Consider the following 14,969-nt stretch of genomic DNA (forward strand, 5'->3'; position numbering starts at 1 on the left):
GGCTTCGCTTCCGGCCAGTCCGGCACCTCCCGTACATCTTTCTCGCGCTGATACCCTATACGACCCAAACGAGCCTGGTTCAACTCAGCCATCGTTTCGGGAAGTCGCGTCAGATTACGAAGCCGTTCTATACTAAGGCCGGCCTCCCGGAGTAAGCTACCAAGGCCGGTAGGGTTTAGCCGTGTTTCCCCATTACTTAATCTCTCCATCAGGAGACCAACCAAACGCTCCCGAACTCTACGCTCATCGTGAAGATCGGCGACGTAAGGACATAGAATCCCCTCAATTTTTTCGATCAGACCACTACTGGTTACACAGAATTCCATTTCAAAGTGGGAAAGCAAGTGAAAGACAACAGCGCGTTCATTGGCAGGCAGTTGGGGTTCACCGTTTCGTGTTTTCTTGACGATATGGTCGAAAAATTCACGGTTAGTTACATTAAGTCCGCTTCTGAACTTTCTCTTTTCGTCATTATCGAGATAATCTGGCCCTTCTACCGACTTTAATGCTTTAAGGAAAGCCTTGAACTCTCCTAACCCTCCGGCGCGTCCATCAGTCACGAAGCGATAGTGGGCATTCGCGGGCAACGAAGGCGGCACAGCCTTACGAAGATCGCGCAGGATAGTTTCCACGTCAGTGAGTGCCCATGTACCGTTGGCCCGCGTCTTGTACTGTTCGACGAGATATTGGTCAGGTGCTTCCGCCCGTGCGTCTCCACCATTTCGAGGCTCCAATACAAGAAGAGCATTCTTTACCTCTTGATCAGTTCTTTCCAACCTAACATCGGCTATCCACTCAATATGGTGAAGGATCTGATAGAGAAATCCGTTTATCGCAGCGGGTCCACCAGCCTGTGTCATATATTCCTCAAACTATCAATCATGGCGACGGCAGAAACGAGGTAGTTTGCCCTGATAAATGTCGCCAAGCAAATTTCCCTTAATCTCTACACATTCGCCCTTGAAACTCATTGGTCCCAAAAAAAATTAAAAAATTACTAAACAGCCGAATTCTCCTTTTTAAATTTCTCTTGTTCGTCTATCACCATACCCACCGGCTATTTGCCATGAGCCTCTCAGCAGTAGGAGGTTTCAATCCATCCCCAGAGAACCTATGTATATCGACTTCAAGAACACAAAACTTTGCTTTTCGTATTTGTAGCTTAAAATCATCATCATGTGCATTAAAGTGCTTTACCAACTGAAATATCAAATGCCCTCTCTTGCTATTTTTGGCAAATATGCCTACAAAACAACCTTGAAAAACAATGTCATATATTCTACCAGTTTTCTGGCTATATCTATTTCGCCAGCACTTTTCTCCATTAAAATAAAAAGGAACCTCTCTTTCAAAGTACCCATTATAGAATCCAACACCACATTCCTTAAATGGCCCATCCATTATATGATCATTTTCTTCTCCAAAAGGAAATTGGCGGTAAAATGGTCCTCTCCTTATAGGATCCTGTTTTTCTTTAGAATGCACAGGCTCGTCCATTATTTCTTTAGCAATCCAAATTTCTTTAGCAATCCAATCTCCTACAATCTCACGCACATCTTTGCTTGAATTATATTCCCAAAGTTTCTGATTTTCTGTAAACCATATCCAATCACTATTTTCTACGAGCCTTTCTACGGTAAGATTTTCCCGTCCATCCCCATAAAATTCCTTCGCATTGACCTCAAGGATATAACTCCCTTCTTTTTGCGTTTGTAACTTAAATTCATCATCTTTTGCATTGCTGTAATACACCTCAAATATGAGACATCCCCGCTTCCCTTGTTCGGCTTTTTCGTATAGAAACATACCTTCGAGAACCACATCATATATTCTATCAGTCTCCTTACTGTGCTCCTCTTGCCATCCCTTTTCAACACAAAATCCTTGAGGACTATCTAATTCAGGATGTGATGATAATGGAATAATCTGACCGATCAGTTTTTCAGCGATCCAGGCTTTAACTACTTTGTGGATATATGTTTCTCCACCACAGGAAGTTTCTGAACGGTGAGCAAAGTGCCACCGCTTTTTCTCTCCTCGTCGCAGAACGAGCGGTTCATCACAACCTATGCAGATGCAACCACATTTTGCTCCGCCTTCGAGCCATGTGTCATCTGGCGTAACGAGTGCCCCTTGCCATCTGGCGTGTTGGATGAGTAAACCAGACACAAAAATTCTCCGGCCTTTTGGTGTATAATTCCCAAAAAATTAGCTAACATTTTTTATTTTGATAGACTGGATTACTGGCACTGTGCTTGCGCGGCGGCTCAACACCATGCCACAATGACAACCAAAACCACTGGATTGCGGCTAAAATCATGCCGCAATGACAATCAAAATCTTCTGGATTAAGTTAATAAACAAACTGATTTGAAAGACCACTCCTGCGTCCTCTTTCAGCTCTTTTCTATCGACCTTCCCTCACACAGGCATCTGCCTACCTGAAATTGCGCGACCAATTCTCGCCTGATCTTCTCCGCCGCCAGAGAGAATCCTGACGCCCCAATCCATCAAAAATCGAATATTTTCCTCTGCACTCTTTGAAGAATCCTTCCACGAACACAAAAAATGAATTCCATTCTCATCACACGCACCCTTCACAATACTTCGAGCCTCCTCCATAATCGGCGGATACGGCGGATCGTGGGCATCGGCAAAACCGTAGGACATACCCATATCCCCCGGTCCCCACTCCGCAAATGCCAGCCCCGGCACCTTGCATATATACTCGGCATTTGCAACGCACTCCCGATCCTCAATTTTAAGCCCCAACATCAACTCCCCATCTGGATTCAGCGGCCATGGATCGGCTACCTGCGTGTACTCCGGACCCTTGAGACCCCAGATACCCGCGGCATATCCCTGACCACCCGCCCCGCGCTGCCCCTGCACCAATCCGCGATCCAGCCCGGCTGTCTGGAAGGGATACCTGCACTCCTCGACAAACGCCCTCACCGCATCGGCCTGCCGCGCATGCGTATGCAAAATACCGTGTACTCCCGAACTCAAAACATGCCTGATCTGCCACGCATTGGCGCGAACCTCCTGAACCGTACGACAATTGGACGGCAGCGTCGCAAACACAGTCGGTGTGCGATGCCCCGAATTTGTGGGACCGCCATCCACCAGCCCCTGCATAAACGCGCGCAGACCAACCACATCAAACGGACTATGCTCGTAATCCACCATCAAAAAATCCGCCCACGTCTTTGCCTGCTTCTTCCCATTCTCATAAGTAAGAGGGCCAGCACCCGTATAATAGAGATACTCGCCCTGTTCGAGAAGCTCGATACATCTGTTAATCCGTTTCTTTCCCATTATTCCCTCCTATCGGTTTCTCTCAAAAATCATGCACGACGTGACCGTGCCCATAAAAAAAGAGATGATCGATCAAAGTCGAAAAAAACACCGCAAAAGCATAACCCACCATCAAACCAATAAAAAATGGCTGCCCTCTGCGATACATCCCAACGCCCCCAAACTTCAGAATAAGCGACTTATAGATCCACACCATAAAAACCGGAAACACCAGACGACGCGCCATATACATACCCTGCAGTGCCAGACCAACAGCGGGCAAAGGCCACCAGATAAAGTTGTATCGCAAAAAGGTCAACAACAATACAATCGCCATACCAGAACCGGCAAACGTGAGCCGATCCCAATCCGGAGGTTTGGGATTGCGGATCCACGTCACGGCTCTTTGATAATTATTCCGAACGCCCGCCACCCTCGTCAACCCTCCCAGGTTATATCCGCCGTGCCGATAAGCAGTATAAACCGTATCGCCGATGGATACGAAAAATCCCAACACCAGTGCAATTGCAATCGCACCAATCAATCTATTGCGCCGAAACTTCAACCCACTCGTCAGCTTCAGCGTCTGTGCCAGAGGCGGACCGAGGAACCCGCGCGTCGTGGCAAAAAGCGCATAGATAAACCCCTGACTCACCATAGAAGGCGCTGAAATCGCACGCGACCCCAAAATATAAATAGGCGCAAAATTCAGTGCCGTATCCGAGATATTCGCATAGGGCAACCCCATCTCAGCCACAATCCGGGACAAGCCGATATAGGCTGCCACAGCAAAAAACATATAAAGCACCAGCACCTTCAATTCCATACCCGCCAAATGCAACCATCCACCCACAAAAAGAAGTCCAATCCCCAGACCAAACACCGCCGTCCGATAAGACAACACCTCCCGAGAATCATCCACCTCGGCATCACCCTTAAATGCCTTCCGAAACACACCCTTTAAATGCCCCCGCGACATCCACAAACTCACCAGCACAATCATCACAAACGCGCCAAAACTCTGAGACCGAACCGCCTCCAGCCCCCCTTGTCCAACAGAAGATCCCACGCCGAGACGGTCAAACACAGACATCTCAATACCCGTCAAAACAAAAAACACCCAAAAACTGAACAGAGCCTCCACGCGCGCAAAATAGGCAAAGCCAATAATATAAATACTGATCTGCACCCAGAACGTCGGCGCGCCCTCCATCCAGCGCAACCAACTGGCGGCATTTGGCGTCGTGGGCAAACGCGGTATCAAAGGATAAAAAAACGTCACAATATTCCACAACACAGCTATAGCACCCAAAAAACAGCCAACCTTAAACCCCCGCTGCCTAACCATGTGCGCAATGCCCTCCGCATCCTCTGACCCGGCAGCCATCTTAATACTCACATTCATCAACGGGTATTCCAACCGCTCATTTTCCACCCACTGCTTCCGCAAAATCACCATAATACACAACGTCAACCAACCAATTGCAAAAATCAACGCCCCCCACCAGAAAAGCGGCACCACCCACGCACCCCACGGAATCGGCTGATGCGGCGCAAGCCCCTCGTAAAACAGCGTAGCCGCTCCATCTTCATTGTGCAACACAATCCACCTGGGAATATGCTCGTGCAAAAGCTCGCGCCAGCCATTCTCTGGCGTATCCAGATAAAAAGGCGCCGCAATCACCGTAGGTAAAAAACTCGCCAGACCAAAAAATGGGAAAAACGCCCCAATCAATCCCATACCGAGCGCAACTTGCATCTCAGCCTGAGACAGTGCCCACCTGCTCTTCGCCCGATCAAACGCGATATTTGTCAAAACCAGAACCACATACACAAAAAACAGCCCCATCGGCAGATAGGACTTATTCATACGAGAAGCCAGATGCACCATGCCCCATGTGATGTACGCGTCAGCCAGAAGAATAACCACCATGCCCACCAAAATGGACTTCAGCGTAACAGCCTCTCTTACAAATCGAGAGGGTTTAACAGATGGATGTCTTTCTTGTGCCATAGTAATCAATTCTTATTCAGACAACTGGCGAGGATTGAGAGAATTTCCACAACAGCGTCGCGCCTGCGCCAATCAGACATGGACTGACGGAGCGCATCACTCTGATCACACAAATTGCGAATAGCTTTGCAAAGTCTGTCGGGCGTAAGCCCCTCTTCTGAAAGGACGAGGCTATAACCGGCATTTCGAAAAGCCTCGGCATTCTCGATCTGATCTCCGCGACTGGCTTGCAGAGAAAGGGGAATCAAAAGCGCGGGTTTTTGAAGCGAAAGAAATTCAAATAGCGCGGTAGCACCTGCGCGAGAAACTATAAAATCGGCCGCCGCAAAGAGATGGGTCAAATCATCCGCGACATATTCAAACTGCGCGTAACCTTCGGTCTGGTCGAGAGCCGGGTCGAGATTACCCCGCCCGCACAAATGACAAATCTGGTAATCGACAAGCAAATCGGGGAGCGCAGCGCGAACCGCCTCATTAATTGCACGCGACCCCAGGCTCCCCCCCATAATGAGAATAATGGGTTTCTCGGACGTAAAAGCGCACAAAATCCACCCTTTCTGGGCATCGCCATTTCCCAGCTCTGCACGCACCGGAATGCCTGTATGAACCGCTTTTTCAGCGGGCAAATATTTAGCTGTCTCCGCAAAGGCGTAACAAATGCGCCGGGCAAATGGAAGAGAGAGTTTGTTCGCCAATCCCGGTGTAAGATCCGACTCGTGACACACCACGGGAATACCCAGCAACCACGCAGCCCAAATAATGGGCGGCGTAACAAATCCCCCCTTACTAAAAACAATATCGGGTCTAATACGAGCGAGAAGCAACAGCGACTTGAGAAATCCAAACTTGATGCGGGTGAGATCAGTAAAATTTTGCCAATCCAGATAGCGGCGGAGTTTGCCTGCGGGAACCGCATAATAGGGAACGTCCTCCCGTACAATCAGTTCTCTCTCAATACCATCCCGCGTACCGATATAATGCACATCATATCCACCATCGCGCAAAGCGGGCAACAGCGCGATATTGGGCGTAACATGCCCTGCGGTACCGCCGCCAATGAGGACAATAGTAGGCAAGAAAAACTCCTATATGGTCGGAATCGCTATCATGCAAAAATATCGGCCATTGCATTTGGTTCGTACCACTGGCGTTGTTCTTCGATCCACTTATGCGGCTTGAACGCCCTGGCGACATCTTCAACAGCAGTCTCGAGAATATTGATATTGTTGAGATCCGTCACACCAATACCGAGTTGATTGGCATAATAGAGAAGCCCCTGCTTCGCGGGTTCAAAACCCATAACACTGGTCATAACCGCATCCACAGCAAAAACATCTACACTCGCCGCGGCAACGCCCAGATCAACCGAATCCGTCCCCCCCGGACCATTGCCCTGCAAACCCACAGTACCATCGATCACGCCAATATCCGGTGCCAAATACTTGGCGAGCCGAATGAGATTGACATTGAGCCGTTTGGACTCATTGGGACGCAGGCGCTCTGGATGCGAGGGAAACCCGTGCATCTTAACGCGGTCTTCTTTCCGGATCGTACCCATAATCATATTCTTGAGCGCGAGCGTAACAACTGTAACATCGTGGGTCTTGGCAACCGCCATTGAAATAGTACAGGGACAATCGAGCACAGTCTTGGGCATATGTATAACGTATTCAGTGCGGTCATCGAGAAAAATCGGCACAGTCTCCCAACGGGTCTCAGAATTGAGGTCAATAAGTCGAATGGGAACATCGTATTCTTCTATCAAAGCGTGATACTCAAAATTATCAAAAGCCTCTCCCGGAATATCTTCATTACCCCCCTCGGCAATGAGAATCTCATCCGGTGGATTGGGCGTAGTGAGCAAAAAATCAATAGCCCCTCGCATCGCATCGGGATGAGAAGACGCCAGTTGATTTTTAGACGAAAGAAAATTGGGTTTGAGCATCACCTGCTCGGCGAGTCTGGGAATCACATCATCGCGGATGAGATCGAGCGCACCAAATACATTCTGGCGACGATTCTCGCGGCGGGCAAGACCAACATTAATTCTGGACATAAGAAACTCCTTTTATTGATTGCTGAATCTATCTCTCCCATGGAAACGCAAAAGTGGGCGGATTGACATAGCGTTCTGTTTTAAGTGTAAGGCGCGCACCACAGCCGGGACCAAGGCGAACGGACATCCACGATGCATCGAGATCAGATGTACTGCCATTGACCTCCGCAGCAATAATCTGGTGTTCGGCATAAGCACCGCTCTGGACAATGAGATCGCGGTATTCCGTCTGATTGACATTCACGAGTGACAGCACAACACCATCCGCGGTCAGCGTCTCGACCAGAGCAGCCACATCCGCTGGCAATCCAGGACGGCGATTCTCGGGATCAAAATAACGCACGCGACAATGCAAAGGTTCGCCGTGGCGCGGTGCCAAACCACCCAGTTGGAGTTGGATAAGCGCGTTCACAGTGGTTGCGGGATTGTACGGCAATGGATCATCGGACAACCGGGTATCCGTAGAAGACGTATCATTGCGCACATTTTCCATCTTCCCACGAATCGCGCTCAACGCATTTCGCAAGGTACGCGCAGGATGATCGGGATTATTCCCGCGCAGATAGTCTATCCATGGATCTGAGGAAATATATTGCAGGTCGGCATCATCCATCGTCCAGTAATACACATCGAGCGCACCCTGCTCAAAAGGCTGGGAACTATAGCTATACCACCCATCATCCCCGTGCATATGCGGATATTGTATTTCCCCATCGACATCCTTGCTATTGCTATTCACCGCATTGATCATCGTACGCCAAACAATCGGATATTTCTGATCACCCGTCAGAAGCAAAGCATTGCCAAACCCCGCAATACCTCGGGCTATGGAATTGCGGTTAGCCAGATCCCCCGTTTGCGGCACAACCACCGTAAATCCCCATCCGTAACAGCCTCCATACCACTTGCCATCACACGCACCGCCAATAGTCCCATCAAGACCGATATTGGACGGAAGAATACCGTTATTCTCAGCCGCGCGCTCCGCCCACGCATCCACATATTCCAGCAACCATGAGCGGTATTTCTCCTCACCAGCCAGCGCAAAAGCATTGAGACCCAGCGTAGTCGCCGCCAGATTCAGGGGATGATCGCCAATCACATCGGTATAATCTTCAAAATGCATAAGCATCTCTTCAAAATTGCGCTCACCGTGGCGCGGCGCGGGAAAGCGCCCCTCAACCTCAAAGGGATCCCCTGCCCAATCCAGACCCGTGGCTTTTCGCAACAAAGGTCCCCGACTGCCATTGAAAAGACTGCGGATTACTTTGTACTCGGGATCGTAATTCTTCGCCTGGGGATCTTCGTCCATATAAAAACCAGCGTAGCGACGCACGCGATGACCAAAAGTGACCTCATGCGGATCGGACAAACCTTGCAAATTAAAAATGGTGAGTGACTCTCCGTGATGGAACCAATCAAAGCACGCGGGAAACTCCTTGTAATACATACCATCGCGTCCAATGGGCACAACCTCGGTCTTCGCCTCCGAATACTGCTCGATATGCCCTTCCCAAGCCTGCTTGTAGAGATCGAGAATATGCGTTGGCCCACCCAGCGTATGCACCATCGAATACCCCGTAAGATTTTCTATCGCATCATCTGGCCCATCGTTACCCCCCCACCGAGGAATGCACTTGAGATACCCCCGGTTGTCAAAGTAGCGGTGATAAAAAACCTCACAGGCCGTGGCCTGCGCGCGCATCAGTTCCCGTTGCAAAAGTGCCCACTCAGGAGGGGCAGCAGGTGACGTAATATGTAAAACAGACATAAGAAACTCCTATTTCTCCCACGCGAGCGAATAATCGCGCTCTTCAGGATGGGGATGACCCCCGGGGCCATATTCCGCGTTAGACTGCGATTCCTCAGTCAGAGGAATAAATGTAGGGGTTATACCAGCGTCTGTCACGTCAAAACGATAGAACCCCAACGTGGAATCGCCATCATCCCATCGGTCGGCCGCCTGGGGCATCGCTATACCCGCGCAACGGTAAAAACTGATACCCCCAACAACCTGGGGTGGACGGCGGCAGTGAATATGTCCACTGAGGACAATGGACACACCGGAATTTTTAAACGCCTCAAAAATGCGCTGTCTGTGTGGTGGATCAATAGAAAAATACCAGTCTCTATACTCATCCGCTTTTGTAATATCCCACTTGGGTTCGTCGAGCGCATCCATAAAAAGGGTATAATGCATCGTCACAACGTGATGCGCCGCGCGAGAAAGAGACGGCAACTCACTCTCCAGCCAGTGCCACATGCGCGTCTCATGGGGCAATCCCGAACCAGCCACAGCCGCATAAAATCCGCTAAAGCGCACATTCTTGTGCACAAAGCTCCAGGGAAAATCACCGAAAAAGGGTACAAACCGATCCAACTGCTCAGCAGTGACATTCAGGCGAATATCTTCGCGCCCGGTAGCACCATTTTTATCGGTATGCTTGTTGCACGTATCCATATTGCCGGGAATCGCATAATACGGATAAGGCAAAGCATCGAGTTCGCGTTTGGCAACTTCATACTCAAAGTCGTGGAGCGCCCCATCCCGCGTGAGATCGCCACCCACGAGCATCAGATCGACATCGGTAATACCTTGAATCTGCCGGTACGCCGTCTGCCAATTGTCCATATTTCGCTTCTTGAAGCGATAGGACCGGGGCGAACCGGGTTGCATATCGCAGATATGAAGAAAGGACCAGGGTTCCATGGTGTCTCCTTTGAATAACTATCTGTAATGTTTCGCGTTCACGAATCAAAATTATGAATGGCTCTCCAGCCTTGTCAACGACTTTCACACACGCGGTCACAAACAGCTTTTCAAAATAGAGAATGCCCCGGCATCAACTATGCCAGGGCATTTTTTAGGCGCGAGTGGCAAACTCTTTGACTCAAACGTGTAAAACAGGCAGAAAATCACACCTCATTTTGTTGCTCTTCTCGAATAGCTTCAAGTTCTGAAATTGTTTCGAGATCTTTGGGTCTGCCTGCCGCTCGCTTAACATGGATCAGCGTTTCCAGATCGAGACATAGACAGTGAACACCGAAAACCTCAATCTCAAATGTGTGATCCAAAAGGTCTTCGTATCTCCCACCACCTGTCACCTCACCGAGTAAATCGAGATCTCCAAGATCCGTTTGCAAAGTAAAATTTAGACCCATCCGAATGGTGTCTTCTGACCAATGAAAAGGAAGTCCTGGTGGCGCGCCACGCAAATAGGGATTTTGTTTTTCCAATGCATTGGAAAGACGTGTAATATTCTCACGCGTTCTTCGGTACACTACGTCGAGGTCTTGTGTCAAACGACTGCTACCATGAACAATAGCTGCTGCACCACCGATGATGATAAATTCAACATTGTGGTCAGACAATAATTGCAGGATCTTTGTAAAATCTGTCATTTTTTACGACGTCCGGCTTTTCTCAACTCCTGTGCAAAACGCTGGAGTTCCATCGCATTTTGCAACCGTTCTTCATGAGAAAGTTTGAGATTTCTGCGAATGAGGGTTCGATCAACATCGTTTTTGTACACCTCGATAACAGGATCAAGTCCGCTCGAATGGTTCATCTTTTCCTCTTTTGTGGATTGTGATTCTTCAGTCAACGAAATAAATGTAGGGATTATACCAGCATCTGTCATGTCAAAACGATAAAAGCCCAACGTGGGATCCGTCCCATTAGTCAGCACCTCGAGGTATAGCTATACCAGCGCAGCCTGGACAAAGGTACACATCTTTCACTATACCGTCCATTCATGGCTCAAAATGTACCCTTCACCTTTCATCTGCGTCCATCTGCGTCCATCTGCGTCCATCTGCGGATTTAAAACAAGTGTGCAATCCAGCATATTTAAAGCACAATACGGTGTTTAGGCATCTTCCAACGCAAATTATCGCTCAATTTTTAGAGGATTACCATCTTTTGGCTTGATATTTGCTTTGTGTCTGACTGTTGCGCGTGTTCCACGCGCTCACCACATCAGACGCGAGGCATCCCACATGGCCGAATATGACACCATCTCCAAACATCTCATCCAGACCTATCCAAAAGACTTCATCCGATTCACACTTGGATGGGACGATGTAGAAGTCCTCGACATCCTCAACACAGAGCAAACCACGGTTGAAACACGACACGCCGATAGCCTCATCCGCGTCCATATCGCGGGCAAGGAGACATTGATCCATCACGAATTTCAAACGACTGACGATCCATCTATGCCGCTCCGCATGGCGGGCTATATTATACGTGCGATTGAGCGTCACGACCTGCCGATTTACTCCAGTGTGATCTATTTACGGCGCAGCGCAGGTCGGCGCGATCCGGGGCACTTTATTCAGGAAATATCCGGCCATCTTGTAGTGATCAAATACAGAGTAATCCGGCTTAGTGAAGTAGAAGGCCAGGACATTATTGATGGCGGACCTTCGGGCTTGTTTCCGTTCGTCCCCTTGATGAAACGTCCTGTTGAGATAGATTCTGAGGCGTGGTTGCGTCACTGTGTTGACGCGACGAATGCTCTGCCAGTGGATGAATCAATAAAGGTTGACATTTTGGGCATGTTGATGATATTAGGTGGATTAGAGTATGATCCGACACTCATCAATCGTATTCTATTACAGGAGGGTCTTATGGACGCTATTATGCGCGAATCATCGTTTGCACAATACATTAAGCAACTGGGTATTGAGCAAGGTATTGAGCAAGGTAAAAGAAAAAGCACGCTCGAAGATATCCTTGAAGTGTTGGAGATTCGATTTGATATGCCCGAGACACACCCTATATCTGCTCGCATTGCTGCCATAGACAATTTGCAACACCTCAAGCAGTTACTCCGTGCGGCGGTCCAGGTGTCCAGCCTGGAGGCATTTCGGGATATGTTAGATGAGTGATGCGATTTCCCAATCTTGCGCCTTAAACAGCAAAAAAAGCCCGACCTGTTCTAATCAAGTCGGGCTTTTGCTGTAGATACGAGACAATCAATGGTTCTGATTGGAACGTTTTGCGGTAATAGAATATGTTTTTTATGTTCTGTCGCTTCCGATTCGATCACGAGTGGATCAGGCACTCTCGGACGTAACCACAGCACCTTTTGTGATCGGGCTTTCTTGTCCTCACTCTTCCACTTGGCCATCAATACTGTCTTTCTCCTTATTTTTTGCCTAAAAGATCTTATATTTTTTTCTGTTCCCTTACTCAAAATTTTGAAGACAACTTCTTTTTAATGGTCTTCTGTAGCTTCTCTATGGCCTTATTAATATTGATGCCTAATCCAAAGAAGTTTGGCTTGAGCTCAACGATTTCATTGAGATTCTGCAGGGTGCATATAAGGAAGCCGCCATCGACGTTCTTAAGTTGAAGCTTTTGCGCGTCTTGAAAAAGAGCAATCTCTGCAAAGTTGTCCTCTTTCAAGGCCTTAGCGATCTCGCCGATTATTGTTGCAACACGGTTCTGTGCCGCCTTGGTTTCTTCTTTTCTGGCAACCTGGATAAGGTAAATCGGACTCTGTGTAGTCAGTTGCCCTTGGAAACCAGCAAGCAGGTTACGTCATGGAGTAGGTCTTCCACCATGCCATACTTTGATGAGAGGTTCTCCGATAAGAACTTATTTAGTTTTTCCGAAAGGTTACTTGGACCACTTACGAGGACTGTGCGTTGACCAAAGCTTTTACCGAGCGTGCTTAGATTCTTATTAATCCAATTGGAATGCACCTGCTTCTGGGACACATCAATCACATAAACGAAATATTCGTAATTGCCATCAAATTTATACAAATTGCTGACATAGAATGCCATGGTGACCTCCTTAATTATGATTGTTGTGGATTTTTGAATGGGACTGACAGAAGGTCATCAAGAGGTAAACTGACACCGAAGTAATCTGCCCATCCTGATTCAGACAGCTACACACGCTCGGCATTGCGCCACGCCAGTTTACCACCCCAAAACATACACACACATAAACCAACGGGCATACTCATAACTTTCACTCATACCAACTCAAAACAACAAAGTGTTAAAGCGTTAAAGAGAACAGAGCTACTGGGTCTGTCTCAGAAGGCGAAACCCAACGATGCCGATGCGGCCGCTGGGTGAGAATTGGCTGCGAGCCGCTGACCGCAAATTCCGGGCGCGGTCGTTGAAGTAGCCGCCCCGCATAACGCGATGCGAGCCTGACGACGGACCCTAAGGATAATTCGGGTCAGAAGGATACCCTCCTATACCTTGCCAGGGACGCGTACCCATCACACTTTCCCACTGCCCCTGCGTCACCTCATACTTTCCCAGGTAGAATCCCTGACTGATCGTCACGTCATGCACTGGTCCCTCGTCACTATATCGTCCGAGCTCCGAGTCAGGCGATCCCATCTGAAATGTCCCCGGTTCTATCCACACCATCTCCAACGATGCGCCCCCCGGCAGTGTGAAGGAGTTTGTCCTTTCCTTCCATACCTCTACCTTCACCTGCTTGTTCAACCCGTTTGCCCGGTCAAACACCGTTAGTGTCGCGGTCTGTCCGCTGTGCCCAACCGCTGTTGCCAACGCCATCGCTGGATCATCCACATCTGGTATGACCACGACGATACGGTTATCACTCGATGTCCAGCTATACTGCGGAGGGGCAGTTCTCAGGTATGTCGCAGCCTGGAGTTGCACTGCATCGCCCTCACGGATCTTTAGTTCATCAATCCCTCTATTATTGGAACACGACGGATTGACGACCACGATCGGATTACGGGTCGAAAAGAAACACTTGCTATTGAACTCCCCTCGAACTGTGGAATAATTCTGATTATTCTTCACACTCAACTCCAGTGTGCGAACCCTGTCTCCCCGCTTGGGACTCCTGTAATTGAGGCGATAAAAGCTGTCCGCAAACAACGCCATCTCGTTCTGAATCTCGATAAACTGGTCTGCAAGATTGTTCACATCGCTGAGCGTGAAAGACCCGGCGTTGCCAAGCCGGTCCAGGACTTCTGGTTCAATCTCGGCACCCAGGCCGATCGTGTAGATATTCTTGTTCCCTCGCGCAGAAATTGCCTGCCGCACGGTCTCAAAACCCCGCTCATCCTTCCCGTCGGTCAAGATGATCAAAAACCCCTGCTGCACTTTGTTTACAGTATAGATATCCTCCCACCGCGCACATCCATCGATAATGCTTCCGTACAGCCTGGTGGAGCCATAGCCCAAACGAATCCCCTCAATTGCTCTGGTCAAGACTCCTACATCGTCGGTAAAATCCTGCAAGAGAATTGTCTCTTCAGAAAATTCGTACAACGCGACCTCTTGCTGAGAGGTCAGGTTTTGCACCAGAGTGATGGCCGCGTTCTTAATATCATCTAAGTTATCCCTTACGCTCTCACTGGTGTCGAGCATCAGAACCGTCTTCAGCGTATAGGGGATGGTCTCGCGCTTGCGAATATTCATCGCCGACTCAGTAGGGGACACCGACTGACCATCCTCTTTGACTTCAAAGTGGTCGGTCGTCAGAAAGTTCACCCCCTGCCCCTCAGAATCTTGCACCTGAAACATAATATTGACGAAGCTGGGCAACTCGGTCTCGACCTGGTATTTGGTCACCTCAAAATTGAACGCCACGCC

The 14,969-nt window shown here is 48.9% G+C and carries 14 protein-coding genes; 1 reads left to right on the plus strand and 13 read right to left on the minus strand.

Translation table 11 applies throughout. The features are described from left to right. From OXG87_03480 to OXG87_03525, 10 genes are all read right to left on the minus strand, one after another. The coding region (locus OXG87_03480) for a hypothetical protein (GenBank protein MCY3868592.1) at positions 1–860 on the minus strand (860 nt) is incomplete at its 3' end. A gap of 181 nt (positions 861–1,041) precedes the next feature. Then, positions 1,042–2,169 (minus strand): competence protein CoiA family protein, encoded by a 1,128-nt coding sequence (locus OXG87_03485; protein ID MCY3868593.1) that lies wholly within the window; start codon positions 2,167–2,169, stop codon positions 1,042–1,044. Between the two features lie 252 nt (positions 2,170–2,421). Then, the gene (locus OXG87_03490; protein MCY3868594.1) at positions 2,422–3,318 is read right to left on the minus strand and encodes an aldolase/citrate lyase family protein; all 897 of its coding nucleotides are present in this window, start codon (positions 3,316–3,318) and stop codon (positions 2,422–2,424) included. Positions 3,319–3,340: 22 nt separating this feature from the next. Beyond that, positions 3,341–5,311 (minus strand): hypothetical protein, encoded by a 1,971-nt coding sequence (locus OXG87_03495; protein MCY3868595.1) that lies wholly within the window; start codon positions 5,309–5,311, stop codon positions 3,341–3,343. A 5-nt stretch (positions 5,312–5,316) separates the two neighbouring features. Then, positions 5,317–6,387, minus strand: coding sequence for an undecaprenyldiphospho-muramoylpentapeptide beta-N-acetylglucosaminyltransferase (locus OXG87_03500; protein MCY3868596.1), 1,071 nt, complete (start codon positions 6,385–6,387; stop codon positions 5,317–5,319). Positions 6,388–6,416: 29 nt separating this feature from the next. Next, positions 6,417–7,367 (minus strand): DUF362 domain-containing protein, encoded by a 951-nt coding sequence (locus OXG87_03505; GenBank protein MCY3868597.1) that lies wholly within the window; start codon positions 7,365–7,367, stop codon positions 6,417–6,419. A gap of 28 nt (positions 7,368–7,395) precedes the next feature. Next, complete coding sequence (locus OXG87_03510) at positions 7,396–9,138, minus strand: hypothetical protein (protein MCY3868598.1); 1,743 nt, start codon at positions 9,136–9,138, stop codon at positions 7,396–7,398. 9 nt (positions 9,139–9,147) lie between these two features. Next, positions 9,148–10,077: a metallophosphoesterase gene (locus tag OXG87_03515; GenBank protein ID MCY3868599.1), complete on the minus strand. Its 930-nt coding sequence runs from the start codon at positions 10,075–10,077 to the stop codon at positions 9,148–9,150. A 206-nt stretch (positions 10,078–10,283) separates the two neighbouring features. Further along, positions 10,284–10,769: a nucleotidyltransferase gene (locus tag OXG87_03520; GenBank protein MCY3868600.1), complete on the minus strand. Its 486-nt coding sequence runs from the start codon at positions 10,767–10,769 to the stop codon at positions 10,284–10,286. After that, a complete protein-coding gene (locus tag OXG87_03525; protein ID MCY3868601.1) occupies positions 10,766–10,936 on the minus strand; it encodes a hypothetical protein in 171 nt (56 codons plus the stop codon). The genes OXG87_03520 and OXG87_03525 overlap by 4 nt, the downstream gene beginning before the upstream one ends. A 430-nt stretch (positions 10,937–11,366) precedes the next feature. Here OXG87_03525 and OXG87_03530 point away from each other — a divergent pair, with 430 nt between their 5' ends. Beyond that, a complete protein-coding gene (locus OXG87_03530) occupies positions 11,367–12,260 on the plus strand; it encodes a hypothetical protein (protein MCY3868602.1) in 894 nt (297 codons plus the stop codon). A gap of 304 nt (positions 12,261–12,564) precedes the next feature. Here OXG87_03530 and OXG87_03535 read toward each other — a convergent pair whose 3' ends face one another. The 3 genes from OXG87_03535 to OXG87_03545 all read right to left on the minus strand — a co-directional run. Next, a complete protein-coding gene (locus OXG87_03535; protein ID MCY3868603.1) occupies positions 12,565–12,780 on the minus strand; it encodes a hypothetical protein in 216 nt (71 codons plus the stop codon). 101 nt (positions 12,781–12,881) lie between these two features. Beyond that, positions 12,882–13,163, minus strand: a complete 282-nt coding sequence (locus OXG87_03540; protein MCY3868604.1) for a hypothetical protein — start codon at positions 13,161–13,163, stop codon at positions 12,882–12,884. Positions 13,164–13,553: 390 nt separating this feature from the next. Beyond that, positions 13,554–14,969, minus strand: a 1,416-nt coding sequence (locus OXG87_03545) for a VWA domain-containing protein (GenBank protein ID MCY3868605.1), incomplete at its 5' end; no start/stop codon positions are given.

The organism is Gemmatimonadota bacterium, assembly GCA_026706845.1.
Taxonomy (GTDB): Bacteria; Latescibacterota; UBA2968; order UBA2968; family UBA2968; genus VXRD01.

Bases quoted from the DNA above. Each gene is read 5' to 3' on its own strand.
- OXG87_03490 (MCY3868594.1), bottom strand. From the start codon at position 3,318: ATGGGAAAGAAACGGATTAACAGATGTATCGAGCTTCTCGAACAGGGC.
- OXG87_03495 (MCY3868595.1), bottom strand. From the start codon at position 5,311: ATGGCACAAGAAAGACATCCATCTGTTAAACCCTCTCGATTTGTAAGA.
- OXG87_03505 (MCY3868597.1), bottom strand. From the start codon at position 7,367: ATGTCCAGAATTAATGTTGGTCTTGCCCGCCGCGAGAATCGTCGCCAG.
- OXG87_03510 (MCY3868598.1), bottom strand. From the start codon at position 9,138: ATGTCTGTTTTACATATTACGTCACCTGCTGCCCCTCCTGAGTGGGCA.
- OXG87_03515 (MCY3868599.1), bottom strand. From the start codon at position 10,077: ATGGAACCCTGGTCCTTTCTTCATATCTGCGATATGCAACCCGGTTCG.
- OXG87_03520 (MCY3868600.1), bottom strand. From the start codon at position 10,769: ATGACAGATTTTACAAAGATCCTGCAATTATTGTCTGACCACAATGTT.
- OXG87_03525 (MCY3868601.1), bottom strand. From the start codon at position 10,936: ATGAACCATTCGAGCGGACTTGATCCTGTTATCGAGGTGTACAAAAAC.
- OXG87_03530 (MCY3868602.1), top strand. From the start codon at position 11,367: ATGGCCGAATATGACACCATCTCCAAACATCTCATCCAGACCTATCCA.
- OXG87_03540 (MCY3868604.1), bottom strand. From the start codon at position 13,163: ATGGCATTCTATGTCAGCAATTTGTATAAATTTGATGGCAATTACGAA.